General features: G+C 70.3%; 24 protein-coding genes. 11 read left to right on the forward strand and 13 right to left on the reverse strand.

Features of this window, described 5'->3' with window-relative positions:
- The first annotated feature begins 73 nt into the window (after window positions 1–73).
- The 8 genes from rpmH to ACFSZT_RS03735 all read left to right on the forward strand — a co-directional run bounded on the left by rpmH (window position 74) and on the right by ACFSZT_RS03735 (window position 5,467).
- The gene (gene rpmH, locus ACFSZT_RS03700) at window positions 74–217 is read left to right on the forward strand and encodes a 50S ribosomal protein L34 (RefSeq protein WP_083841012.1); all 144 of its coding nucleotides are present in this window, start codon (window positions 74–76) and stop codon (window positions 215–217) included.
- Window positions 218–240: 23 nt separating this feature from the next.
- Window positions 241–609 carry a ribonuclease P protein component gene (gene rnpA, locus ACFSZT_RS03705; protein ID WP_377395484.1) on the forward strand — a complete coding sequence of 123 codons (369 nt, stop codon included), beginning with the start codon at window positions 241–243 and terminating at the stop codon, window positions 607–609.
- 26 nt (window positions 610–635) lie between these two features.
- On the forward strand, window positions 636–935 hold the full coding sequence (gene yidD / locus ACFSZT_RS03710; protein ID WP_377396305.1) for a membrane protein insertion efficiency factor YidD: 300 nt from the start codon (window positions 636–638) through the stop codon (window positions 933–935).
- Between the two features lie 4 nt (window positions 936–939).
- Window positions 940–2,025 (forward strand): membrane protein insertase YidC, encoded by a 1,086-nt coding sequence (gene yidC, locus ACFSZT_RS03715; RefSeq protein ID WP_377395486.1) that lies wholly within the window; start codon window positions 940–942, stop codon window positions 2,023–2,025.
- 29 nt (window positions 2,026–2,054) lie between these two features.
- Window positions 2,055–2,597: a Jag family protein gene (locus ACFSZT_RS03720; RefSeq protein WP_377395489.1), complete on the forward strand. Its 543-nt coding sequence runs from the start codon at window positions 2,055–2,057 to the stop codon at window positions 2,595–2,597.
- Window positions 2,598–2,785: 188 nt separating this feature from the next.
- The gene (gene rsmG, locus ACFSZT_RS03725) at window positions 2,786–3,490 is read left to right on the forward strand and encodes a 16S rRNA (guanine(527)-N(7))-methyltransferase RsmG (RefSeq protein WP_377395492.1); all 705 of its coding nucleotides are present in this window, start codon (window positions 2,786–2,788) and stop codon (window positions 3,488–3,490) included.
- A 145-nt stretch (window positions 3,491–3,635) separates the two neighbouring features.
- Window positions 3,636–4,481, forward strand: coding sequence for a ParA family protein (locus ACFSZT_RS03730; protein WP_377396308.1), 846 nt, complete (start codon window positions 3,636–3,638; stop codon window positions 4,479–4,481).
- The gene (locus tag ACFSZT_RS03735) at window positions 4,478–5,467 is read left to right on the forward strand and encodes a ParB/RepB/Spo0J family partition protein (protein WP_377395495.1); all 990 of its coding nucleotides are present in this window, start codon (window positions 4,478–4,480) and stop codon (window positions 5,465–5,467) included. Before ACFSZT_RS03730 ends, ACFSZT_RS03735 begins: the two co-directional genes overlap by 4 nt.
- A gap of 48 nt (window positions 5,468–5,515) precedes the next feature.
- On the opposite strand, the gene ACFSZT_RS03740 is transcribed toward ACFSZT_RS03735, so the two are convergent.
- Window positions 5,516–6,466: a D-alanine--D-alanine ligase family protein gene (locus ACFSZT_RS03740; protein ID WP_377395498.1), complete on the reverse strand. Its 951-nt coding sequence runs from the start codon at window positions 6,464–6,466 to the stop codon at window positions 5,516–5,518.
- 36 nt (window positions 6,467–6,502) lie between these two features.
- Window positions 6,503–7,834 (reverse strand): aminotransferase-like domain-containing protein, encoded by a 1,332-nt coding sequence (locus ACFSZT_RS03745; RefSeq protein ID WP_377395501.1) that lies wholly within the window; start codon window positions 7,832–7,834, stop codon window positions 6,503–6,505.
- 167 nt (window positions 7,835–8,001) lie between these two features.
- Between ACFSZT_RS03745 and ACFSZT_RS03750 the strand changes: the two genes are divergently transcribed.
- Both ACFSZT_RS03750 and ACFSZT_RS03755 read left to right on the forward strand, forming a co-directional pair.
- Window positions 8,002–8,640 (forward strand): GNAT family N-acetyltransferase, encoded by a 639-nt coding sequence (locus ACFSZT_RS03750; RefSeq protein WP_377395504.1) that lies wholly within the window; start codon window positions 8,002–8,004, stop codon window positions 8,638–8,640.
- Between the two features lie 166 nt (window positions 8,641–8,806).
- Entirely contained in the window at window positions 8,807–9,457 is a 651-nt protein-coding gene (locus ACFSZT_RS03755) for a hypothetical protein (protein ID WP_377395507.1), read from the forward strand.
- 51 nt (window positions 9,458–9,508) lie between these two features.
- On the opposite strand, the gene ACFSZT_RS03760 is transcribed toward ACFSZT_RS03755, so the two are convergent.
- The 9 genes from ACFSZT_RS03760 to ACFSZT_RS03800 form a co-directional block, all read right to left on the reverse strand.
- Window positions 9,509–10,651 (reverse strand): N-acetylmuramoyl-L-alanine amidase, encoded by a 1,143-nt coding sequence (locus ACFSZT_RS03760; RefSeq protein ID WP_377395510.1) that lies wholly within the window; start codon window positions 10,649–10,651, stop codon window positions 9,509–9,511.
- Window positions 10,652–10,853: 202 nt separating this feature from the next.
- The gene (gene trxA, locus ACFSZT_RS03765) at window positions 10,854–11,177 is read right to left on the reverse strand and encodes a thioredoxin (protein ID WP_377395513.1); all 324 of its coding nucleotides are present in this window, start codon (window positions 11,175–11,177) and stop codon (window positions 10,854–10,856) included.
- 32 nt (window positions 11,178–11,209) lie between these two features.
- Window positions 11,210–12,205, reverse strand: coding sequence for a thioredoxin-disulfide reductase (gene trxB, locus ACFSZT_RS03770; protein ID WP_377395516.1), 996 nt, complete (start codon window positions 12,203–12,205; stop codon window positions 11,210–11,212).
- A 143-nt stretch (window positions 12,206–12,348) separates the two neighbouring features.
- A complete protein-coding gene (locus ACFSZT_RS03775; RefSeq protein WP_377395519.1) occupies window positions 12,349–13,113 on the reverse strand; it encodes a hypothetical protein in 765 nt (254 codons plus the stop codon).
- The gene (sigM, locus tag ACFSZT_RS03780) at window positions 13,110–13,712 is read right to left on the reverse strand and encodes an RNA polymerase sigma factor SigM (RefSeq protein WP_377395522.1); all 603 of its coding nucleotides are present in this window, start codon (window positions 13,710–13,712) and stop codon (window positions 13,110–13,112) included. Before sigM ends, ACFSZT_RS03775 begins: the two co-directional genes overlap by 4 nt.
- Window positions 13,713–13,754: 42 nt before the next feature.
- Window positions 13,755–15,299: a protein kinase family protein gene (locus ACFSZT_RS03785; protein WP_377395525.1), complete on the reverse strand. Its 1,545-nt coding sequence runs from the start codon at window positions 15,297–15,299 to the stop codon at window positions 13,755–13,757.
- A 77-nt stretch (window positions 15,300–15,376) separates the two neighbouring features.
- Window positions 15,377–17,230, reverse strand: coding sequence for a murein biosynthesis integral membrane protein MurJ (gene murJ / locus ACFSZT_RS03790; protein ID WP_377395528.1), 1,854 nt, complete (start codon window positions 17,228–17,230; stop codon window positions 15,377–15,379).
- Between the two features lie 446 nt (window positions 17,231–17,676).
- Window positions 17,677–19,785, reverse strand: a complete 2,109-nt coding sequence (locus ACFSZT_RS03795) for a DUF6049 family protein (RefSeq protein ID WP_377395531.1) — start codon at window positions 19,783–19,785, stop codon at window positions 17,677–17,679.
- Window positions 19,782–20,297: an NUDIX hydrolase gene (locus tag ACFSZT_RS03800; protein ID WP_377395534.1), complete on the reverse strand. Its 516-nt coding sequence runs from the start codon at window positions 20,295–20,297 to the stop codon at window positions 19,782–19,784. The genes ACFSZT_RS03795 and ACFSZT_RS03800 overlap by 4 nt, the downstream gene beginning before the upstream one ends.
- Window positions 20,298–20,398: 101 nt before the next feature.
- Between ACFSZT_RS03800 and ACFSZT_RS03805 the strand changes: the two genes are divergently transcribed.
- Complete coding sequence (locus ACFSZT_RS03805; RefSeq protein ID WP_377395537.1) at window positions 20,399–21,859, forward strand: CCA tRNA nucleotidyltransferase; 1,461 nt, start codon at window positions 20,399–20,401, stop codon at window positions 21,857–21,859.
- Window position 21,860: 1 nt separating this feature from the next.
- Here the strand turns inward: ACFSZT_RS03805 and ACFSZT_RS03810 are convergent, their stop codons facing one another.
- The gene (locus ACFSZT_RS03810; RefSeq protein ID WP_377395540.1) at window positions 21,861–23,789 is read right to left on the reverse strand and encodes a TNT domain-containing protein; all 1,929 of its coding nucleotides are present in this window, start codon (window positions 23,787–23,789) and stop codon (window positions 21,861–21,863) included.
- 69 nt (window positions 23,790–23,858) lie between these two features.
- Window positions 23,859–24,134 (reverse strand): YbaB/EbfC family nucleoid-associated protein, encoded by a 276-nt coding sequence (locus ACFSZT_RS03815; RefSeq protein ID WP_377396311.1) that lies wholly within the window; start codon window positions 24,132–24,134, stop codon window positions 23,859–23,861.
- Between the last annotated feature and the right edge of the window lie 117 nt (window positions 24,135–24,251).

Below are 24,251 nucleotides of genomic sequence, written 5' to 3' on the forward strand. Positions count from 1 at the left end.
GGTAGGGCTTCCCCGGGTCGCGCGTTGGTCGCCAGACACCACGAACAGACGTTGAGACCAGGAGAACTGAGCCGTGAGCAAGGGCAAGCGCACCTTCCAGCCGAACAACCGCCGACGCGCGCGGACCCACGGGTTCCGGCTCCGGATGCGTACTCGGGCAGGCCGGGCCATCCTGGCGGCTCGCCGGCGCAAGGGCCGTCAGCGGCTTTCCGCCTGACCTCGCCTGCTGCGAGGCGTTGCGTGCTTCCGGCCGACGCTCGCCTGCGGCGGAGTGAGGAATTCCGTGCCGTCATGCGCGGCGGCGTCCGAGCCGGGCGCCGCCGTCTTGTGCTGCACGCGCTCGCCGGAACTGGTGAGCGGACGAAGGCGGGGTTCGTCGTGAGCAAGGCCGTGGGCAATTCCGTGGTGCGGCACCGGGTGAGCCGGCGCCTGCGCCATCTTGTCGCGGCCAGGCTGGGAACCCTGCCGGCCGGAAGCGCGTTGGTAGTTCGAGCCCTACCGCCCGCTGCCACCGCGACCAGCGCGGAGCTCGGCTCGGATCTCGACGCGGCGCTGCGGCGGTTGAAGCTGATGCCGTCCGCCCGCCACGACAATGGACCAGCGGTGTGAGTAGAGAGCATGTGGCCGGCACCGAGATGGCCGACCCCCACGAGGCGACGACCGCGCCCCGGCCGACTCCGGCCGCCTGGGTCCTTCTGCTGCCGATCCGGCTCTACCGCAAGGTCTCGCCCTACTTCCCCCCGATGTGCCGGTTCTACCCGAGCTGCAGTGCGTACGCGGTCGAGGCGCTGACGAAACACGGCGCCGCCCGCGGCTCCTATCTCGCGATCCGCCGGCTGCTGCGGTGCGGTCCGTGGACCCCGCCGGGACGGGACCCCGTGCCGGAGAAGTTCAGCTTCCGGTACCAAAGCCCTGGTATGTCTACCGAGGAGTAGCTCAGTGCTCGACTTTATCTACTACCCTGTGTCGTTCATCTTGTGGTGCTGGCACAAGGTGTTCGGCTTCGTCTTCGGGCCGGACAACGCCATCTCCTGGATCCTCGGCATCGTATTCCTGACGTTCACGGTCCGCGGCATCATGTTCAAGCCGTTCGTGAACCAGGTCCGGTCGATGAAGAAGATGCAAGACTTCGCGCCGGAGATCAAGAAGATCCAGAAGAAGTACGCGAACGACCGCCAGCGGCAGGCGATGGAGATGCAGCGTCTCCAACGCGAGCACGGCGTCAACCCGCTCGGTAGCTGCCTACCGATGCTGCTGCAGATCCCGGTCTTCATCGGCCTGAACCACGTTCTGCGCATGTTCGCGCCGGGCAAGGAGACCAACTACTTCTTCGACGCCGAGGGCGTGCGGTCCTACGTCGAGGCGAAGATCTTCGGAGTCAACCTCGGCGACGCGATCAACCACCTGGCGGCACTGGGCGGCGGTCAGGCCGGCGCGGCCACCGGCTGGCACTGGGATGTGGCGCCGGTGGCGATTCCCCTGATGCTCGTCGCGAGCGTCGCCACGCACTTCACGGCCCGGCACTCGGTGGCCCGGCAGAACCCGGCTTCGGCGAACGCGCAGACCGCGATGATGAATCGGCTGACGCTGTGGATCTTCCCGGCCGGTGTGCTCGTCTTCGGTGCCTTCTTCCCGATCGGTCTGTTGATCTACTGGCTCTCCAACAACCTCTGGACGCTCGGCCAGCAGCGCCTCGTCTACACCAAGATCGACAAGGAAGAGGAAGCGAAGAAGGCCGAGGTCAAGGAGAAGCGCACCAACCTTGGCCCGAAGCCCGGCCAGAAGCCCCAGGTTGGTCAGAAGCCCAAGCCCGGTCAGAAGCCGGCAACGCAGAAGAAGTCCGACGCCACGCAGGCGGGTAAGAAGCCGGCCGATACGTCCGCGAAGGACGCGAGCACTGAGACCACCAAGAACGGCAAGTCCCCGAAGAGCGGCACCAGCGGCGGCGCCTGGGCGAAGAACGGCGGGAACCAGAAGCGACCCGTCACCCAGGGCAAGAAGTCGCAAGGGCGCAAGCGCCGCTGACGCCACCGGGGCTGGAGAGGAGAAGCGACATGTCGGAGACAGCCGAGGTGATCGGCGCCGAAGAGGACGAGGCCGTGACCAACGCGGCCGAGGACGACGTGGACGACAACGACGACCTGTTGGTGCGCGAAGGCGACATCGCGGGTGACTACCTCGAGCGCCTGCTCGACATCCTGGACTACGACGGCGACATCGACCTCGACGTGGAGGCCGGACGTGCCGTCGTGAGCATCGACGGCGGCGAGGACCTCGACAAGCTCGTCGGTCCCCGAGGCAACGTGCTCGAAGCTCTGCAGGAGCTGACCCGGCTCGCCGTACAGCAGGAAACGGGCACCCGCAGCAGGCTGATGCTCGACATCGCCGGCTGGCGTGCGGAGCGTCGGGAGGAGTTGCGTGAACTCGGCCGGTCGACCGCCGAGGAGGTGGCACGGTCGGGCGAGAAGGTGCGGCTGGCGCCGATGAGTCCGTTCGAGCGCAAGGTCGTGCACGACGCGGTGGCGACGGTCGACGGCGTCACGAGCGAGAGCGAAGGCGAGGAGCCGAAGCGTCGCGTGGTGGTCCTCCCCGCGTAGACACCGAGGACAATGAAGCGGCCCGTCGATGATCGGCGGGCCGCTTCTTTATGCGCCCGCCGGTTTCACGTGAAACGGCGGGTGGACTTGTCCACAACTTCGGACTGTCGTCTCGAATCCGGCAAGACATCAGGGACAATCAAGGGGCTGGTTTCACGTGAAACGGCGACCCCGGTGAGGAGTGACTAGTGGGCCTGGATGGATTGGCGTCCACCACCCCGGCGGCTGCCGTCGCCGTCTTCGGCGACCAGGTGAAGCAAGCGGAGCGGTTCGTGTCGCTCCTACGCGAGCACGGTGTCGAGCGCGGGCTCATCGGCCCGCGTGAGGTGGATCGGCTGTGGGAACGCCATGTCCTCAACTCGGCCGTGATCGGCGAGCAGATCCCACGCGAATCGCGCGTGGTGGACGTCGGTTCCGGTGCCGGGCTGCCGGGTGTACCGCTCGCGATCAGTCGGCCCGATCTCGATATCGTCTTGCTGGAGCCGATGGCGCGCCGGGTCGAGTGGCTGACGGAGGTCGCCGAGGAGCTCGACCTCCGCGTCACGGTGGTGCGCGGACGTGCCGAGGAGAAGGCGGTACACGAGCAGATTGGTCTGGCCGACATCGCGACGGCGCGGGCGGTCGCCCCGCTCGGCAGGTTGGCAGCGTGGTGCCTCCCCCTGGTGCGGTCGGGTGGCGCGCTGGTCGCGTTGAAGGGAGCCAGCGCGCCCGACGAGATCGAACGGGACCGGGCTTCGGTGTCGAAGGCGGGCGGAAGCGAGCCGAGGATCGCCGAGTGCGGCGTCGATGTCTTGGAGACGCCGACGACGGTGGTCGTCATCGACCGCACCGCGGCGCGGACACCGACGTCGCGGAAGGGACGTTCGGGGATGCGGCCGAAGAGGAAGGGTTAGCCGAGCGGATGACGAGCAGTATGGAGCGGCGAATGTTCCACGTGAAACGGTGCGGGATCAAGCGACTGTCGGGGGAGGGTGACGACCGGTGACGCCCCCTGCCGAGACGAGCACCGGAGGCTGGACGCCGATCGCGGAGGAAGCCATGCGTGCCGCGCGCGTTCTCCACCCCGACGCCAACTTCATGCCCCGGCCGACGCGGCGGCGCGTTCTGACGGTGGCCAATCAGAAGGGCGGGGTCGGCAAGACGACGAGCACGGTGAACCTGGCCGCGGGCCTGGCGCTCCATGGGGTGAAGACACTCGTCATCGACCTCGACCCCCAGGGCAACGCGAGCACCGCGCTCGACGTTGATCACCGCGCGGGCACGCCGTCCGTGTACGAGATGCTCATAGGCGAGGTGTCGCTGGTCGATGCCGCGCAGGTGAGCTCCCAGTCACCGAATCTGCTGTGCGTTCCGGCGACCATCGACCTCGCGGGTGCCGAGATCGAGCTCGTCTCGATGGCGTCGCGGGAGTCGAGGCTCAAGGAGGCTTTGACCTCTGAGGCGCTGAACCAACTCGGCGTCGACTACGTCTTCATCGACTGCCCGCCATCGCTGGGCCTGCTCACGGTGAACGCGCTCGTGGCCGCACATGAGGTCCTCATCCCGATCCAGTGCGAGTACTACGCGCTGGAGGGTCTGGGTCAGCTACTCAGCAACATCGAACTCGTGCAGAAGCACCTCAACCGTGGCCTCGCCGTCTCGACGATCCTGCTCACCATGTACGACGGTCGCACCAAGCTGGCCGACCAGGTGACGCAGGAAGTCCGCAACCACTTCGGTGACGTCGTGCTGAAGACGGTGATCCCCCGCAGCGTGAAGGTGTCGGAGGCGCCGGGCTACGGGCAGACGGTTCTGGCTTACGACCCCGGGTCCCGGGGTGCGATGAGTTACCTGGACGCGGCACGTGAGCTTGCCGAGCGTGGAGTCGATAGGGAGCAGAGATGAGCGAGCGCAGGGGTGGACTTGGCCGCGGTCTGGCGGCGCTGATCCCGACCGGGCCGGTCGGTACGGAGGGCGAATCGACCGCGGAGGTGCAGCCCGCGCGCACCAACGGTGGTGACGACACCGGCTGGTTCGCGGCGAACGGTTCCGTCAGCAGCCATGGCGGAGAGGTGGCCGGCGCCGTCTATCGCGAGGTGCCGGTCGGCGCGATCCGCCGAAACCCGAAGCAGCCCCGGCAGGTCTTCGACGAGGACGCGCTCGCCGAACTCGAGCACTCCATCCGCGAGTTCGGGTTGATGCAGCCGATCGTGGTGCGCCAGTTGCCGGGTGACGAGTACGAGCTCGTCATGGGTGAGCGGCGGCTACGTGCCGCACAGCGTGCGGGGCTGGACCACATCCCGGCGATCGTGCGGCAGACGGCCGACGAGGCGATGCTGCGCGACGCCCTGCTGGAGAACATCCACCGCGTTCAGCTCAACCCGCTCGAAGAGGCGGCGGCGTACCAGCAGCTACTGGACGAGTTCGAGGTGACGCACGAGGAGCTCGCGGCCCGCATCGGGCGTAGCCGTCCCGTCATCACGAACACGATCCGGCTGCTGCGGCTCCCGCTCCCCGTGCAACGGCGAGTGGCGGCCGGCGTCCTCTCGGCCGGTCACGCCCGGGCACTGCTGTCGCTCGACGACCCGGATGCGCAGGAGGAGCTCGCCGGCCGGATCGTCGCCGAGGGGCTGTCGGTCCGCGCCACCGAGGAAGCCGTGACCTTGTCCAAGGGTGCGGTGAAGAAGAAGGAGAAGGCGCCCGCCCGCAAGCCGATGCAGGCGCCTGGTCTGCAGGACCTCGCAGAGCGGCTGTCCGACACCTTCGACACCCGGGTGAAGGTGGACCTCGGCAAGCGCAAGGGCCGCATCGTCGTGGAGTTCGGCTCGGTCGACGACCTCGAGCGCATCGTCGCCCTGATGGACCCGAAACAGAACAAATCGGGCACGTGAACCGATGACCTGGGACACCAGGTCATTTCGTCACGGTGATGATTCTGGTCAGCCCGCTCGCTGGACGGCGCGGGCGACCAGATCGGCGAACACCGCACCGAGAGACGTCCCCGCGGCCTCCATCGCCATCGGCACGGTGGAGGTCTCGGTGAGCCCCGGCGACGAGTTCACCTCCAGGAAGTGAACCGTGCCGTCCTCGGCGACGATCGCGTCGGTCCGGGAGATGTCCCGCAGCCCCAGCAACCGGTGGGCGCCAACCGCCAGTTCCCCGAGCGCCTTCTCCGCCTCCGGGGAGAGCCGCGCCGGGGTGAAGAAGTCCGTGAGGCCGGCGGTGTAGCGCGCGGTGTAGTCGTAGATGCCGCTCTCGGGCACGATCTCGACAGCAGGCAACGCCTGCGGACCACCGTCCCGCTCGACCACGGTGACCGCGACCTCGGTGCCCTCGATGTACTTCTCCGCGAGCACGGTGTCGCCGTAGGCGAAGCAGCCCACCATCGCGGCAGGCAACTCCGCGGCGTCCCGCACGACCTGCGCACCGAGTGCCGAGCCGCCTTGGTCCGGCTTGAGGATCAGCGGCAGGCCGAGTCGCTCCACCATCGCGTCGAGCACCGCCTGCGCGCCGAGCTCGCGGAACGTGCTGTGCGGAAGCACCACCCAGTCCGGCGTCGTGAACTCGGCACCGGCGACGAGTGCCTTCGCGATCGGCTTGTCCCAGGCGCGACGGCAACCCCGCGAGCTGGTGCCCACGAACGGCACCCCGAACATCTCCAGGACCGTCTGCACCGAGCCGTTCTCGCCCTCTCCCCCGTGCAGCGCGACCACCGCGGCGTCCGGCCGTTCATCCCGCAGCCGGGTCAGCAGGCTGGCATCGGTGTCCCACTCGTCGACCGTCAGGCCCTGGTCGCGCAAGGCGACGGACAGCCTCCGGCCGGAACGCAGCGACACGTCACGCTCGTGCGAGAGACCGCCGGCGAGCACGGCGACAGTAGCATCGGCCACCCGAAGAACTCCTTGTATAGCAGGGAAAAGCTGAGATCAGGCCGTGTCCGGGCCGGGGAACTCCGGGCCGGACACCGCGCGCGTCGTCACGCTACCGAACGTCCGCATCAAGTCCATTTCGGACTCGAGAACGCCGGCGAGCCGACGCACGCCCTCGCGGATCCGCTCCGGCGTCGGGTAGCAATAGGACAGTCGCATTTGCCTGCTGCCGAAGCCATCCGCGTAGAAACCCGTGCCGGACGCGTACGCCACCCGCGCCGTGACGGCACGCGGCAGCATCGCCTTGGTGTCGACCCCTTCCGGCACGGTGACCCACACGTAGAAGCCGCCGTCAGGTCGGGTCCAGGTGCAGCCCTCGGGCAGGTGCTGCTCGAGGGCGCTGAGCATGGCGTCCCGCCGCTCGCGGTAGTTCTCGCGGAACGTCTTGATCTGGCCCTTCCAGTCGTGCGTCTCCAGGTACCGCGAGACGACGAGCTGGTTCAGCGTCGGCGGGCACAGCGTGGCCGATTCGGCCGCCAGCACGAGCTTCTCCCGCACGGCGTGCGGCGCGAGCACCCAGCCGACCCGCAGGCCGGAGGCGAACGTCTTCGAGAACGAGCCCAGGTACACGACGTTGTCCGGGTCCATCGACCGCAACGCCGGGTAGGTCTGGCCGTTGAAGCCGAGCAGGCCGTACGGGTTGTCCTCGACCACGAGCACGTCGTGCTGCCGGCAGATCTCGAGGATCTCGGCGCGGCGCTCGACGGCCAGCGTCACGCCGGCGGGGTTGTGGAAGTTCGGGATCGTGTACAGGAACTTGACCCGCTTGCCGTGCTTCTCGGCCTGGGTCAGCGCTTCCCGCAGATTCTCGGGCACCAGCCCGTCGTCGTCCATCGCGACGTGGATGACCTGCGCCTGGTACGCCGCGAACGAGCCGAGCGCGCCGACATAGGACGGGCCCTCGGCGATCACCACGTCGCCCGGGTCGCAGAAGAGCCGCGTGACCATGTCCAGGCCCATCTGCGAGCCGACCGTGACGACGATGTCGTCCGGGTGGCCGGTGATGCCCTCCATGGCCATGATCTCGCAGATCTGCTCCCGCAGCGCCGGAACACCATGGGCGGAGCCGTACTGCAGCGCCGTGAGCCCGTCCTCGGCGATCAGCTCGGCCATCTGGTTCGACAGCGAGTCCAGCGGGAGGGCGGCGAGGTTGGGCATACCCCCAGCCAGCGAGACGACCTCCGGCCGGCTGGCTACCGCGAACAACGCTCGGATCTCCGACGCCGTCATGCCGGCGGTGCGCGCGGCGTAACGGTCGAGGTGCGGATCGAGGTTGTTGCGGCCGGGCTCCGACCCTGGTCTGTGCTCCGGTGGCTGGGAGGCAGTCATGGCGTACTTCCGTCTGCTTCGAAAAGCGCTCGGCAGTTGGGTCCGTCTACCTGCAGGCAGATCTTGTCGAGTGTAACCGCCCGGATTCCGGGGCTCCCGCCTTTCTGCCCCTTCTCACATCGGCATATGCTTTGCACGGCCGTCACGCACGAATCCGGGGAGGTGTGGTGTCGCGACGCGTCGTGGGCGTCACGCTGGACAACCTGGAGCAGTTGCCGCTGCACTGCCGGCGTTGCGTGTACTGGGAACTGGCGCCACACCTCAAGCAGCAGGCCGAGGAGTTCGGCGAGACCGAGGTGGAGAAGGAAGCCTGGGTCTCCGGCGTTCTGCTCGAGTGGGGGTCGTGCGGACGGATCATCTACAGCGGCAACCTGCCGGTCGGCTTCGTCCTCTACGCCCCGCCGAGTGCCGTGCCGCGGTCCGACGCTTTCCCCACCTCGCCGCCGAGTCCGGACGCCGTGCTGCTGACCTCGTTCTATGTCGCGCCTGAGTTCCGCGGAGGCGGCCTGGGACGCGCGCTCGTGCAGGCCGTGGCGAAGGACCTCACGCGCCGCGGTGTGCGCGCGATCGAGGCCTTCGGAGACGCCGAGCCGGAGACGGAGTCAGACACGCACGTCTGCGTGGTGCCCGCCGCGTTTCTGCAGAGCGTCGGCTTCAAGACCGTGCGTCCGCATCCGCGCTGGCCACGGCTTCGGCTGGAACTGCGCTCGGCGATCTCCTGGAAGGAAGACGTCGAGGCGGCGCTGGAGAAGCTGCTCGGCCAGGTCTCCGTCACCACGGCCACGCCCAGTACCACCCGCGCCTGAGTTGTCCACAGCTCTGTGCACAACCGGTCGACTTATCCACACCTGAGCGGCGGTCGCCTGGCGTAGGCGGGATCTCCACCATGGGTAGCCCTGGGGGTACTCAATGGTGCGAATGGTTGGCGGTAAGCCACGGCCTTTCGGCGAGGATCGGCCCAAGAAGGGCCGGTTGACACTCGCCGCTGCCGCGACAGCGGGAGCGCTGGCTATCGGAACCACGGGCGGCCTCGGTGGCCTGGGCGCCGGTACGGCTGGTTCGGCAGCCGATGTGGTGCTGTCGCAGGCGCTGCGGGCGAGTGTGCAGACGGCGACGAAACAGGCGGCCCGGGGACGAGTCAACGCCGCGCTGAACACGCTCAACCTGCGCCGGGTCGCCAGGAGCGTGCGCAGCGGGGTCAAGGACGGGATCGAGCATGCCGCCGAGTGCGTGACCTGGTCCTACGGCCAGGTGCGGGAGTTCTTCGCCGCGAACCCGTGTCGTGGGCTCACCCGGCGGCTCGTCGTGGTCGCGGACGAGGCCGGCAACCACATCGCCGTCTCGATCGCGTGGGTACGGATGCCTCGGGCGAATCAGGCCCGCGAACTGCGGGACCTCGTCGACACGCAGGGTACGGGCAGTGTCACGGCACTCGGTGCGGCCGGGGCACGGATCGGCAACGGTGCCTTCACCGGTGAGGCCTACACGTCGGACCTCACCCGACGCGGCCGGCTCGTCATCTCCGAGGCCGCCCTGCTCGACGGCGAACCGGACTCCGGCACCCTCGCCACCATGGAAGCGGCGACCCGGGTGGCAGTGGCGGTCCCGCCACCGCGACAGTGATCTACTCCGACCTACTCCGACCTACTCCGACCTACTCCGACCTACTCCGACCTACTCCGCCTTGGCCAGCTCGTGCGCGAGCACGTCGGCGAAGGTGAACGTGCCGGTCGGCTGGTCGTTCTCGCCGAGCAGGTAGAGCCGCTTGACGGCGATCAGGATGCCCTCGGCCACCACGTCGCGGAACGCGGGGTCGGAAAGCCTGGCCCGGTCGTGTTCGTTGGTCAGGTAGCCGATCTCCACGCGCACCGCAGGGCACCGCGTGCGGGTGAAGATCTCCCACGTCTTGGGGTGCGTGCGGCAGTCGAGCAGTCCGGTCCGGGCGGCGAGCTCACGCTGGATGTAGCCGGCCAGCAGCTCGCCGACCGTCGACGTGGTGCCGTTGCCTGTACCGAAGTGGAAGCTCGCGACGCCCTGGGCGCGCGGCGAGTGGTTGGCGTCGCAGTGCAGCGACAGGAACAGGTCGGCGCCCGCCTCGTTGGCGAACTCCGCGCGCTGCAGCTCGGACGGGCTGTGCGTGGGGCCGCGGGAGATCAGCGCTTCCATGCCCGTGGCCTTCATCCGGCCCTCGAGACGACGCGCGAGGTCCCACGCGATGTCGCTCTCCCGGACGCCGTTGACGACCACGCCGGTGTCGGCGCCGCCGTGACCCGGGTCGATGACGATGCGCTTGCCGCGCAGCCGCGGGCCCGCCCGGCGCACCTGTTCCTGCTCGCGGAGGAACACCGGCCGGCCACCACGCGCACGCGGCGAGAGTTGCCGCAGCGCCCGCACTGTCGCCGCTCCGCAGATGCCGTCGACGGTGAGGCCGTAGTCGCGCTGGAAGTTCTTCAGTGCGTGCTCGGTCTGCGGGCCGAAGTTCCCGTCGGGGCGGCCCGCGTCGTAGCCGAGTTCGGTGAGCCGCTCCTGCAGGGCGAAGACGTCGTCCCCGTGCACCGGCGACGAGATCAGGTACGCCAGCGGCCTGCTGCCGAGGTGGTAGCAGGAGCCGCGAAGCGCGCGGTAGGTCGCCGGACCGACGATGCCATCGGTGATGAGCCCCCGGCGCTGCTGGAACGCGCGGACGGCCTGCTCGACCGAGGCGTCGAAGGACCCGTGGTCGCCCTCGTCACTCCCAGAAAGCAGGTCCAGGCTCGTCAGCATGGACCTGATCTCGGCGACTTCCGGGCCGGCGTCGCCACGGCGGAGTACCCGCATGCACTCCTCGCTCTACCTTGGGCACCTAGTGCGCGATGCTTCTGCAAACTGAGGCAGGGCTGCACACCCTGCCGTTCCTATTGTGCCTTGTGAACTTCGTGTGAGCTCGCAGGCCTGGATCGGGCGTTGTCCCGACCCGGAAACAGGAAAACCCGGGGCGCATATCCCCTGCGCCCCGGGTTCGCCCGATGTGCGGCACGACTCAGAGCACGTCGGCCAGGTCGGACAGCAGCGCGGCCTTCGGCTTCGCGCCCACGATCTGCTTCGCCGGCTTGCCGTCCTGGAACAGGATCAGCGTCGGGATCGACATGACCTGGTAGTCCCTGGCGGTGTTCGGGTTCTCGTCAATGTCGAGCTTGGCGATCTTGATCTTGTCCTTGTGCTCGGTGGCGATCTCCTCGAGCACCGGGGCGACCATCTTGCACGGCCCGCACCAGGTGGCCCAGAAGTCGACGAGGACGGGCTTGTCGCTGGCGAGGACGTCGTCGGCGAAGCTCGAGTCGGTCACCTTCACGGTGTCGGTCATCTTCATAACTCCTGTCGTTCGACCGGTTCGGTTCAGTTGGCCCGGGTCGCGTAGCCGCCACCCACCAGTTCGGAGGTTTCGTTGGCCTCGCTCACCTCGGCGTGCTCGGCGAGCCAGCGCTCGGCGTCGATGGCGGCGGTGCAGCCGCTGCCCGCGGCGGTGATGGCCTGACGGTACGTGTGGTCCACGAGGTCGCCCGCGGCGAACACGCCGTCGAGGTTGGTGTAGGAGCTGCGGCCCTTGGTCACGACGTACCCGGAGTCGTCGAGCTCCACCTGGCCACGCACGAGCTCGCTGCGCGGGTCGTGGCCGATCGCGACGAAGAAACCGGTCACGTCGAGCGTCGACTCCTCGCCGGTCACCGTGTCCTTGAGCCGCAGGCCCTCGACCTTGCCGTTGCCGACGACCTCGGTGACCTGCGAGTTCAGCTTCCAGCGGATCTTCTCGTTCGCCTTGGCGCGCTCGAGCATGATCTTGGAGGCGCGGAACTCCTCCCGCCGGTGGACGATCGTGACGGTCCGGGCGAACTTCGTCAGGAAGGTCGCCTCCTCCATCGCGGAGTCGCCGCCGCCGACCACGGCGATGTCGTGCTCGCGGAAGAAGAAGCCGTCACACGTGGCACACGAGGACACCCCGTGGCCGAGCAGCTCCTGCTCGCCCGGCACACCCAGGTACCGGGCCGCCGCGCCCATCGCGAGGATCACGGCGCGGGCCGCGTAGCGCTTGCCGTTCGCGGTCACGTACTTGACCGGGCCGGTGAGGTCGAGCTGCTCGACGTCCTCCGCCCGGAGGTCGGCGCCGAAGGTCTTGGCCTGCTCGCGCATCTCCTCCATCAGCTCGGGACCCTGGATACCGGACCGGAAGCCGGGGTAGTTCTCCACCTCGGTGGTGGTCATCAGCGCGCCGCCGTACTGGGAGCCCTCGAACACCAGTGGCTCCAACTGCGCACGCGCCGCGTACACGGCAGCGGTGTATCCAGCGGGACCCGACCCCACGATGATCAGGTTCCGAACGTCCTCTGCAGCCACCCGTGACCTCCGCTTCGACAACGCCTGACTACCAGGTCCAACAGAATCGTAGGGGCGGGTGTTCCCGACGTGACGGTGCCCGCACACGCCGCGGGCCGCTGCTCCCGCGATGTGGGAGGGCAGCGGCCCGCGTGCGTGGCAGGTCAGCGGCCGATGGTCTCGTCGAGCAGCAGGCCCGGGTTGTCCGGACCGCAGTCGGGGGCCAGCGCGATCAGCCGGTACCGGGCCAGCTCGCCTGTGGTGTAGAGCACCAGGACGGCCTCCTGGCCGTTGACGGTGGCGGGCCGGAACCCGATGGGCTGGACATCCGGGTCGATGCCCGCGGCCTCGACGCACGCGTCCAGGCGCGCCTCGTTCCCCAGCGGGCCGAAGTCGCGGACGCCGTTGACATCGCCCACGGCCTCCCCGACGTTGCCGTCGTGCAACGCCAGCGGCGGGGTCTCGGACGCGCTGCCGCCGGGGCCGCTCGAGGGGGCGGGCTGCGCGACGCCGCCGGTCTCGTTGCCGCCCGTGCCGGGTACGACGACGAGCACCGCCGCCACGACGGCCGCCGCGGCGGCAAGCAGCCCGGCCGCCCAGCCCGCCCGCTTCTTCCGCCGGGCGCGGGCAGCGTCGAGGCTCACGACGTTCGAACCACGCGCCTGCTGCTCCTGGGCGAGTGCGGCGTCGATCCGGGCTGCGACGTCAGCGGGCATCGGCTCCACCGGCCCCGAGGCGAGCGAGCTCAGGTCGGCGCTGGTGGCCTCCAGTGCGTCGATGACGGCGCGCGCCTCCGGGTTCGCGTTCACGAGAGGCCACAGCTCGGCGGATTCGCGTTCACCGAGGACGCCGGCATGCAGATCGGCAAGCACGTCGACAGACCACGGGGGGCCGACGGCCCCGCCATGCCCCCTGACCTCGTCCGTCATCGTCCCTCCCCGTGTTTGCTTTCGTGAGTTGGGACGCCACCTTCCGGCTCGGGGTTCCGCAGATGTCCGAGAAGTTTCGCGAGTTTGGCGCGCCCGCGAGCACATCTGCTCTTCACCGTGCCCTCCGCGATGCCCAGCATCTTCGCGGTCTCGGCGACGGAGTACCCCTCGACGTCGACCAACACGATCGGCATGCGCTGGTCGTCGGGAAGCTGCTCGAGCGCCTCCTTGATGACCAGCCGCGTCTCCCGCTCCGCCATGGAGTCGCGGGGCACGGCCGGCTCCTGGTGCCCCTGTTCCGGCAGCGGCACTGTGGGGCGGGCCTGGCGCCGGCGCATACGGTCGAGGCAGGCGTTGACGACGATGCGGTGCAACCACGTGGTGACCGCCGACTCGGCGCGGAAGTTCGCCGCGGCACGGAACGCCGAGATGAAGGCGTCCTGCAACGCGTCCGCGGCTTCCTCGGGATCGCGGACCGTGCGCAGCGCGACGGCCCACATCCGGTCGCGGTGGCGCCGGACCAGCTCGTTGAACGCGTGTGGATCTCCAGCAGCGTGGGCTCTGATGAGATCGGCATCCGTTGGCGCTGGTGCGGTCACCCGGGAGAGACTACTAACACCACCCGGGCCTGCTTCCGGGTGTCACCCGGCCGGGAGGAAGGTCACCTCGCCCAGTTCCGAGGCGAACTCGGGCGCCTCGCCGGAGAGGCCGGTGATCCAGACGATCACGAACTCGCTCTCGGCGGGCTGGTTCAGCGTCAGTTCGGTGTCGTTGCCCCGGAGCGTGCCCGACGCCACGACACGGGTGTCCTCCAGCGCGGGGTCCGGCTCGTCGGCGAGCCGCACCTCCACCTTCGTGCCCGGGCTGTCCGCGGTGATCCGCACCTTGGCGAGGTTGATCGGCTCGTCGAAGGTCGCCAGCAGCCCCACGCCCGGCTTGAATGTCGGGAACTGCTGCTTGTACTCGTCCGTGCGCCAGAAGGTCGCGGGGTCGCCGTCGGTCGCCTGCTCGGCGTCACCCGGGCTGTCGCCCTCGCCCTCGGGGTTGTAGACGGTGACCTCCGCGGGCTCCACCGGCGGGCCGGTGTTCGCGGGCGCGTTGTTCTGCGCCGGACGTCCGTTGCCCTGCGGAGGCGGACCCGCCTGCTGGGTGGGCGTCGGATCGGCGAGGTTGACCGGTGGGCCGCTCGAACCCGGGTCGTCCTGGAAGAAGCTGATGGCCATCATGCCGAGCCAGGCCAGCACGGCGACGGCGGCGACCACCAGCACGGTCACACCCAGCGCGAGCTTGCGCCTGCGGGTGGCGTCCTTGACCGGCTTCTTGGTGGTCCAGACGCCGCCGTCCGGGTCGATCTGTTCGGTGTTGATGATCTGGGTGCGTTCGGCGGCCTCGGCCGCCTGCTCGAGGGCGCGCAGGATGGCGGCGCTCGTGCGGATGCCGCCGTGGCCGCCGTCCTCGATGGTGCGCACCGCCAGAGCGGAGAGCTCCTGAGGCACGCGAGGCTCGAGCGACCGCGCGGGCACGATGCGCCCGGTCGGCGACTTCGGTGCGGCCGGCAGCGCCGGCGGACCGCCCGGCAACGCCCACCGGCCGGTGAGCAGCAGGTACAGCACGGCGCCGAGCGCCTTGACGTCGTCGCGCAGCGTCGCGTCCGGCAGCGGGCCCGGGAACGCGAGCCGCAACCGGCCGTCCGGGGTCATCCGCAGCCGCTGCGGGTGGTCGATGCCGAGCACCAGTCCGGACTGGTGGGCGAGCTCGACCGACTCGGCCAGCGCCTGCACCATGCGGGCGGCCGTGCCCGGCTCGACCGGCCGTTCGGCGACGAGATCGATGAGGTCGGTGCCCTTGGTCCACTCGGCCACGACGATGCCCAGCAGCCCCTCACTGGAGGAGATGCCGTTGCCGAGGCTGAGCACGTCCAGAACCCGGGCGACACCGGGATGCTCGAACGTCGCGGCGTGGGCGGCACGCTCGAGGGTCCGCCTGCCGAGCCGGGCCGCTTCGGCGTCGGCCGGGTCCCCGACCAGCATCGTCAGCGCCACGTCCCGGCGCAGCTGTCCGTCCCTGGCTCGCCACAGGTGGGCGCCCGCCCGCTCGTCGATGCCGAACTGGGCGAGCAGCCGGTAGCGGCCGTCGCCGACGACACCGCCGGGCGCCAGCGGCCCACCCCGCGCTCTCGTGCCCACTGGGCTCGGACCCCCTGCCTCTGCTCGACGAATCGCCTAGCCAAGAGGGTACGTGAATACCCCGGGCAAGGGCCGGGTTACGCCCGGCGGATCAACCGGGTGATCCTGCGGGTCACGGGCGCGAGTTCATCCACTTTGAGTGCGATCAGCACCCCGAACGAGACCCCGATGCCGACGATCCCCTGCAGGATCAGCTTCACCCACGCCGCCAGTACCGGCCCGAGCGCGTCGGGCACCAGCATGCCGACCAGGGCGGCCGCCAGCGCGCCGAGCGCACTGGCCACGACCGTGAACAGGATGACGCCGAGCACGCGTCTGCTGCGCAGGTTCCCGAGCTTCACCCAGAGCCACACCTGGCCGAGCACGGCACCGACGACGAACACCAGCGAGTTCACCATCATCACGCCGAGTACGACGTTCACCGGGTGCAGCAGGGAGGAGGCGAGATAGAGCAGTGGGATCTTGACTACCGTCATCACGCACATGATGAGCGTGGGCGTACGCGAGTCCTTCATGGCGTAGAACACGCGCATCTGCAGCATCACCAGCGCGTACGGCAGCAGCCCGAACGCGGACACCGCCAGGGCCTGGCCCAGCCGTTCGGCGTTCTCGACCGAGCCCCGGCCCACCGCGAACAGGGCCACCCCGATGGACGTGCCCGCCACGGCCATCACGGCCGACACGGGCAGCAGCATCAGCGTGGTCAGGCGTGAGCCGTAGGAGAGGTCGCCGATGAGCCTGCGGTAGTCGTGGTCGGCGGCGGCCCGGCTCATCTTCGGCATGAGCGCGGTCAGCAGCGACACCCCGATGACGCCGTACGGAAGCTGGAACAGCAGCCAGGCGTTGGAGTAGATCGACGGGCCACCGGCCGCCCCGGCGGTGAGCACGCGCGTGTTCACCACCATGCCGATCTGGCTGACGGCGACGTAGCCGAGGATCCACAGCGCGAGCCCGCCGAACTCCTTGAGCCGCTCGTCGATGCCCCAGCGCCAGCGGAACCGGAAGCCGGAGCGACGCAGCGCGGGCACCAGGAAGAGGGCCTGCGCGATCATCGCCGCCAGGACGCCGAGCCCGAGCACGAGCACCTGCGGGTCGGTCATGCGGGTCGGCACGATCGTCGGGTCGCCGGGGACGAGGGCGAACGCGGCGATGGTGGCGATGATGACCAGGTTGTTGATCACCGGCGCCCACTGTGCGGGGCCGAAGATCTGCTTGGCGTTGAGCACGGCCGAGAGCACGGCGAACAGGCCGTAGAACAGCAACCCGGGTAGCAGCAGGTAGGCGAACCACGTCGCGAGCTGCGGGTTCGCGTCCCCGGTGTCGTCCATGAGCAGCGACGTCAGCCACGGTGCCAACGCGGTGGAGACCACCGTGCCGACGCCGAGGATGGCCAGCGCCATCGTGATCAGGCGCTGGGTGTAGGCCTCGCCGCCGTCGGGGTCGTCCTGCGACCGCACGAGCAGCGGGACGACCACACTGGTCAGCACGCCGCCGAGCAGCAGCTCGTTGATGATGAGCGGCAGCGTGTTGGCCACCGTGAACGAGTCGTAGAGCACGCCCAGGGTCGCGACCCACGCGAGCATGACCTTCCACAGGAAGCCGGTGATGCGGCTGATCATCGTGGCGATGGCCATCCGACCGGTGGCCTTGGCCAGCGACTGCTTCTTGGCCGGCTTGTCCTTCGGCGGCTCCAGCTGTACTGCCGGGAGCCGCTCGCCGATCTCGGTCGGCCGCGGACCGTCGAGGATCCGCGGCATCATCCGCGTGGCGAGCTCGTCGTACGGCCGGAACACGTCCGGGTCGGCGGCGGGCCAGCGCACACCGGGCGGTATGCCGCGCTCGCGCGGGATGAACATGGTCGCCTCGCCGTCGCGTGGCGGCGGCGGGACGCGGCGGGCCGGCCCCTCGGCCTCCTGCCGCCACGGCCTCACCGGCCTGCGGCGCGGGTCCTCCGGCTGCCTGCCCCGGCGCGGCGGCAGGCCGCGGCCCGGCGGTGACTGGGCCGGGTGCTGGACCGGGGGTGGCCCCTGCGGCGGAGGTGCCTGCCTGCGCGGCGGCGGCCCGTCCGGCGGGTACGGGCTCTCGGGCGGGCGGAGGCGCCCGCTCTGGCTTCCCTGGACGTCGGGAACACGACGTGCGCGGCCGTTGCCGCGGGGATCGGGTGGTGGTGGCGGTGCGTCGCGCCGCTCGGGTGGCGGCTGGCGATGCCGTGCGCTGTCGGGAGGCGTCCGGCGTCCCGGTGCCGGTGGTACACGGTCCGGACGCGGAGGCCTACCCGCTCGCTCGGGCGGCAGGCCCGGCTCTCTGTCCAACACGTGCCCCATCGGTCGGCGGTCAAGCTCCGTCGATTCAGGGTAATGCGGGCCGCGGGTAAATCTCAGGTCGTATGGCCGTTACGACCCTTGACCCGGCGATAGATACGGCGTGCGGAGAGCAGCACCAGCGCCGCCCCGGCGACCACGGTGATGACGACGGTCACCGTGCCGAGCTCGCTCGACGACAGCTCCAGCCGGGCGGGCTCACCCAGTTCCGTGCCGCCCGGTGTGGTCAGCGAGACGTCGATGTTGAATCGCCCGGAGCGCAGCGCCTCGGCCGGGATGAGCTGGCTCAACGTGCTGTTGGCCGAGAGCACCGGGTCACGCACTCGGGCGGGCCGCAGACCCGCGGTGTTCTCCAGCCGGATGCGCACGGTGATGGTCACCGGCAGGTTGTTGCTCAGGCTCACCGGCAGGGGGCTCGACCCGGACGCCAGCGACACGGGCTGGGGCGGCGTGGCCACCGTCACCTGGCCGCGGAGGTCTTCGAGCTGGGCCGACGCCATGCCGGCGGCGGCGGTGCTCTGCCTCGGGCGCCAGGCCGTCGACGTGGCCCGCAGCACGGCGTTGTGCAGCGGCTGGATGAGCGTGGCCGGCTGCACCTGCCGGGTCGGGTCGACGGTCATGGCGCTCTGCAGGTCGGCGGCGGTTGCCTCCAGCCGGGAGAGCTCGCCCACCACCTGGCTTGCCGACGAACGCGAGCCGTCGAGCCCGTCGGCGTCCGTGGCAGGTGTGGCGGTGCCCTCGGACGGAGCGGCCAGCAGGTCGTCCAGCGACACCGGCTCCACCATGCCCGCCCGGTTGAGCGTGGCCACCGCGTCGAGGAACGTGACGAGCTCGCCGACCGGTGCGTTCCAGCGGCGCGGGGGCGCCACGATGACCGCTCCTTCGGTCTGCTCGCCGAGCCCGCCGCGGAAGGCCAGCGCGGCGATGCCGTTCTGGGTCGCGACGTCCGGCTCGTCGGCGGGTGTGAGCCTGCTGCCCGAGGTCGGCTTGCCGCGCATGGCGGTGGCGACCAGCGAGTCGTGGGTCAGCGCACGAACGGGACTGCCCGCGACGTCGACCGGCCCCGTTCCGTCGGCGTCGTCGAGCTGCAGCGGGTCGGTGATGAGGGAGGTCATTCCGGCGCGGGCCGCGGCGCCCAGCGTCCGACCGTCGAGGGGACCACCGGGCCACACCACACCCGGCCGCGGTTCGACGCCCAGCTTCTGCAGGATCGAGGTGCCGTTGAGCGCGGTGCCGACGAGGTCGGCCGGGGTGCGGATCTTCGACACGGTGGCCAGGTCGGCGTCGGCGTACGGGATCTGGACGACGCAGTGGGCGGCCACGAGCGCCTTGAGCTGCTGCAACCAGCGGGCGGCGTGCTCCCGGCCCGAGCCGTCGATCTCGCCACGCGGCGTCCGCACCCGGTAGCCGCGGCTCATCTCCTCCACCGTGTCGAGCAGCTCCGGGTCGATCGCGAAGCACATCGAGCCGAACACCGCCGCGTCGTCCCGGCGCGACGACGCGGCCACCACCAGCGCGTCGAGCCTGCCGCCCGGCTTGAGCTCGCCCGCGAGACCGTCGTCCGAGAGCACGAGCGGCCCGTTGTGCGGGTCGGACACCACGCGCGGCCGGGCCGCCGTGATCGGCCACAGCAGCGACATCTCGGCCGGTGCGGCCTCGCTCGGCGGATCGATCACCGGCAGCATCAGGTCCATCGACGCCAGCCGGGCGGGCCCGCCGTACTCGGGCGTGCCGTTGACATTCACCAGCAGCGGGTAGACCCCGGGCGCCGACAGCGGCAGTTCCGCGATCGGCAGCCGGAACTCCACGCGGGCGCTGTCCCCGGGCTCGAGGGAGTCGGCGATGCCGGTCCACTCGGACGAGCCCGCGTCGGCGGGCGGCGCGTCGGCGAGGGACTCCTCGAACTCCTCCTCGCCGGTCTGCGGCTGGCCGAGCTGCAGCCGCGCCACGACCTCGGAGATGCCGCGGTCACCGGTGTTGGTGACCGTGCCGGAGACGACGAGGGTGTCGTCGGAGGGGGTGACGATGCGGGGACTGAACCCGTCGATGTCCAGCTCGAGCAAGTTGGGCGAGTCCAGCGGCTGGGCCGCTGGCGCCGGTACGGCGAACAGCCCCTGTGCGACGAGGAACGCCAATGCCAGCGCGAACGCGCTGAGCCTGCTCACTGCTTGCTCACTCCACGGCTGTCGTCGAACAACTCTCGTGCCTTGCGCACCAGCTTGCGCTCGTCGGCGTAGGCGAGTCTGCTCTCCAGCTCCGTGAGCGGGACCCAGGCCACCTCGGTGACTTCCACGTCCTCGTCGGACAGCTCGCCGCCGCAAGCTTCGAGGAGGAAATGATGCACCGTCTTGTGGATGCGCCTGCGTTCGGCCACGAACCAGTAGTCGATGGTGCCGAGCGGGCGGAGAACGTGCGCGGTGATGCCGGTCTCCTCCTTCACCTCCCGCACGGCCGTCTCTTCGGTGGTCTCGCCGTCCTCGATGTGTCCCTTGGGCAGCGACCACAACAGCCTGCCGTGCCGGTCGAGCCTGCCGATGAGCACCGCGTTCGCCCGCTCGGGATCGACCACCAGCCCGCCGGCGGAGGTCTCGTTGACCGTGGTCAGCCGCCTGCCGCGGCGCCGTCGGGACCGGCGTCCCGGTTTTGCGCCACCGGAGCGACCGGCCGATCCAGGCATGCTGCGATGCTAGAGCAAACGATGCCGCCGGTAGGCTGGCTTCTCGTGTCCGTGTTGATCCGTTCGCGTTGCCAGCAGACCACATCGGGGGTGCGATCCCGGTGAACCACATCGCCGCCCAGCGCACCGAGGCCCAGCGCAATGCGGTGACGGAACTGTTGCGCATCTCCCCGGTGGCCGACGAGCTCGCCGCCCGCTTCGCCAAGGCGGGACACCGGCTCTACCTCGTCGGCGGGAGCGTGCGCGACGCGCTGCTCGGCAGGCTCTCGCCCGACCTCGACTTCACCACCGACGCCCGCCCGGAGCGGATCCAGAAGATCCTGTCCGGCTGGGCGGAGGCGGTGTGGGACACCGGCATCGAGTTCGGCACGGTGGGCGCGGCGAAGCGGGGCACGCAGCTGGAGATCACGACGTTCCGGTCGGACACCTACGACCGCGTCGGCCGCAACCCCGAGGTGTCCTTCGGTGACACGATCGAGGGTGACCTTGTACGGCGGGACTTCACGGTCAACGCCATGGCCATCGAGCTGTCGACCAAGACCTTTGTCGACCCGCACGACGGCCTGGAGGCGCTGGCCCGTCGCTCGCTGGACACGCCGGCCACGCCGCAGGAGTCGTTCGCCGACGACCCGCTGCGGATGCTGCGGGCCGCGCGGTTCGTCGCGCAGCTCGACTTCACCCCGGCTCCGCGAGTGGTCGAGGCGATGCGGGACATGTCGGCCGAGATCGGCCGGATCACCGCGGAGCGGGTGCAGGCGGAGCTCTCGAAGCTGCTCCTGGGCGTGGCGCCGCGGCGCGGGATCGAGCTCATGGTCGACACCGGGCTGGCCGATGTCGTGCTGCCCGAGGTGCCCGGCATGCGGCTGGCGATCGACGAGCACCACCAGCACAAGGACGTCTACCAGCACTCGCTCACCGTGCTCGAGCAGGCGATCGACCTGGAGACCCGACACGAGCCGGCGTCGGGCCCGGACCTGGTGCTGCGGCTGGCCGCGTTGCTGCATGACATCGGCAAGCCGGCGACGCGCAAGTTCGAGCCGGGCGGCGGGGTGAGCTTCCACCACCACGAGGTCGTCGGCGCGAAGATGGCGCGCAAGCGTTTGCGGGCGCTGCGCTACTCCAAGGACGTCGTGCAGGACGTGTCCCAGCTCGTGTACCTCCACCTGCGGTTTCACGGCTACGGCAAAGGTGAGTGGACCGACTCGGCCGTCCGGCGCTACGTCACCGACGCCGGCGACCTGCTGACCCGGCTGCACAAGCTCGTGCGCGCCGACTGCACCACGCGCAACAAGCGCAAGGCGGCCGGTCTGCAGCGCGCCTACGACGACCTGGAGGCGCGGATCGCCCGCATCGCCGAGGAGGAGGACCTCGCGCGCGTGCGGCCGGACCTCGACGGCAACGAGATCATGCGGATCCTCGGGCTGAAGCCGGGTCCGCTGGTCGGCAAGGCGTGGAAGCACCTCAAGGAGCTCCGGCTCGACCGGGGCCCGCTGGACCACGACGAGGCCGTCGCCGAGCTGCGGGCGTGGGCGGCCGAGCAGGGCATCGAGCCGCCCACGTGACTCAGCCGAGCCGCTCCAGCGCGCCCGACTCCACGTGGTGGCCGATCGCGCGCGGCAGCAGGTAGGCGACCGCGCCACCCGGGAGCGGGCCCCAGGGGGCCGTCACGCCGGTCAGCACCCGGATCGGGCGGCGCACCACGTAGCCGCGCAGGTCCGTCTCGCGCTCGAACGCCAGCGATGTCCGCGGGAACGGCGTGTCGTCCGGATGCACCAGGTTGCCGTTCTCGTTGCCGTAGCGCCGCACCGTGGTGCCCGCGGGCAGGGTGACCAGGCGTTTGTTCCGGTAGTACGGCAGCGGCGGCTCGCCCCGCATCGGCAGGATCGGCCAGTCGGTGGCGTGCGCGGCGGGCTCCGCCGCCTCGTCCTCGGCGACGCCGGCCCGCATCCGGCCCGGCATCAGCAGCAACGCCCCGAGCAGCGCCTCGGCCGCCGCGTGCACGCGCGGGAAGATCCTGGGCTCGACCGGCCTGCCGCCGTCGTGGCGGGCAACCTCCCAGCCCTGCTCGGTCCGCCGCAGGCACCACGCGCCGTCGGCGGCCTCGCCGATCCGGTAGGCACTCTCCGCGACGCCGTACTCGGCCAGCCGGGTACGCAGCACGTCCAGCACGTCCGAGGCCCGCAGCGACTTCGGTTCCTCTCCCCGGTGCACGCGGGTGACGGGATCGGGTTCGCCCAGGTCGGCAGCGGTCCGGGCAGGACGCGGGCGGCCCAGCAACTCCGCCTCGGCACTCGCGCGCACCACGGGGGCCACGTAGGGCACGCGGTAGTCGTGCGCGCGGATGTGGTCGAGCAGGTCGGGCTCCGGCGGGACGCCGTAGGTGCGCAGGTAGTGCGGCACGGCGGCGGGCCAGACCCACACGCCGTCGGTGTGGAAGGCGTCCGGGACGCCGGTCGGCGCCCCGGGGACGAAGATGTCCGGTAGCGCGCCCGGCCTGGTGAGTGCGATGGGCGCGCGGTAGAGGTAGGCCAGCACGCGCGGCACCTCGTCCTGCGGCACCGGCTGCCGGTTGACCACCGGTTGCTCGCCCTCGGTGTGTCCGTCGACCACCTGCGCGTGCCGGAAGACGACGTCCACGGGCAGTCCCGCGCGGGCGGCGAGCCAGGTGGGCACACGCTTGCGCGGGTAGTAGCCGAGCTCGGCCTCGTAGCTGCGCGCCGTGCGCCTGCCCGCCGGCGACAGGCGCCACTCGGGCTCGGTCTCGGCGTCGTAGTCGAAGTCGAAGCTATGGGTGCTGTCGAGGGTGAAGGTGCCCTGGAACCACGTGCCGGTGTCCGGCTGGTACATCGCCGAGCGCAACTGCGTGAACAGCTGGCCGAGCTGCGGCGGCGCCGACAGCGACACGAGCGTGGCCTCGGGGCCCTCGGCGACGGCGCGCACCTCGAGTTCGGAGTAGTCGCCGACCTGCCGGAACTGCGCGCTGACGCGGTCCCAGCCGGACGGCATCGAACCGAGCATCGTCCGGCCGATCGCGCGCAGCAACCGCTGGGAGTCGCCGCTGCCGGGCTCGCTGTGGACAGCACCGTCCTCGGCGAAGTCGTGCCGTTCCTGCCAGAGGGCGGTCAGGCTTTCCGGATCGCGGACCGTGGTGGTCAGGCCGGTGAGGCCGAGCTCGCGGGCGCGCTGTTCGTCCGTGCCTGCCCAGCGCAGGATCAGCTCGCCGTCGGTCGACCGCGGCTCGATGAGGTAGGGCTCGTCGTCGTAGTAGCAGTAGGTGTGGATGGCGAAGGTGGCGTTCGCCTCGGTGGAGGGCACGACCTTGCCGCGCGTGCCGTCGAGCTCGGTGTCGAAGTCGTCGGGCGGTTCCTCCCCGGGCAGCGGCGTGAGCAGCACACTCGCGTCGGCGGTGGAACGCTGGGCGCGGAAGATCCGGCCGTTCCACAACGCGTACAGCGCGCACGCGCGGTCAGCAACCTCGACTCGGTAGCGCACGCCTGTTCCCCCTCGGTCCGTCACCGTGCACCCTCGCGCCAGCCGGAACCGGCTTCGCGCGCGTTCACCTTACTCAGGCCGGCGCTCCGGACGGATCCGTTTCGGCGTCGGCCGGGGCGGTACGGGCGGGCGTGCCGTGGACTGCGACTCGGTGTCGGTGCCGTGCGCGTGGGCGGTGCCCTGCCGGACGACCTCGAGCACGGTTCTGGCGAGCGTGGCCGGATCGGTGCGCTCGAACGCCGAGGGCGCGAACTCGAGTCCGGTGAGCGTCCCGGCGGAGTCGACGGTCGCGCGGACGAGTCCATCCGTCGAGGTGACGGTCAGCGACGACGCGTTGCCAGCCATGGTCACGCGCTCACCCTAACGGGTGGGGCACAGGCTGTGGGCGGCATCGGCAAGTCGGGTCGGCGATGCGACGAAGGTGACGCCGGAAAGACAAGCCACCGTGACGCTCGGCCAGGT

It is taken from the genome of Prauserella oleivorans (assembly GCF_042685745.1).
In the GTDB taxonomy this organism is placed as follows: Bacteria; Actinomycetota; Actinomycetes; order Mycobacteriales; family Pseudonocardiaceae; genus Prauserella_A; species Prauserella_A oleivorans.

Coding starts and splice junctions, on each gene's coding strand:
- yidD (WP_377396305.1), top strand. CDS start 636: ATGGCCGACCCCCACGAGGCGACGACCGCGCCCCGGCCGACTCCGGCC.
- ACFSZT_RS03720 (WP_377395489.1), top strand. CDS start 2,055: ATGTCGGAGACAGCCGAGGTGATCGGCGCCGAAGAGGACGAGGCCGTG.
- ACFSZT_RS03730 (WP_377396308.1), top strand. CDS start 3,636: ATGCGTGCCGCGCGCGTTCTCCACCCCGACGCCAACTTCATGCCCCGG.
- ACFSZT_RS03735 (WP_377395495.1), top strand. CDS start 4,478: ATGAGCGAGCGCAGGGGTGGACTTGGCCGCGGTCTGGCGGCGCTGATC.
- ACFSZT_RS03745 (WP_377395501.1), bottom strand. CDS start 7,834: ATGACTGCCTCCCAGCCACCGGAGCACAGACCAGGGTCGGAGCCCGGC.
- ACFSZT_RS03760 (WP_377395510.1), bottom strand. CDS start 10,651: ATGCGGGTACTCCGCCGTGGCGACGCCGGCCCGGAAGTCGCCGAGATC.
- trxA (WP_377395513.1), bottom strand. CDS start 11,177: ATGACCGACACCGTGAAGGTGACCGACTCGAGCTTCGCCGACGACGTC.
- ACFSZT_RS03775 (WP_377395519.1), bottom strand. CDS start 13,113: ATGACGGACGAGGTCAGGGGGCATGGCGGGGCCGTCGGCCCCCCGTGG.
- ACFSZT_RS03800 (WP_377395534.1), bottom strand. CDS start 20,297: ATGCCTGGATCGGCCGGTCGCTCCGGTGGCGCAAAACCGGGACGCCGG.
- ACFSZT_RS03815 (WP_377396311.1), bottom strand. CDS start 24,134: ATGGCTGGCAACGCGTCGTCGCTGACCGTCACCTCGACGGATGGACTC.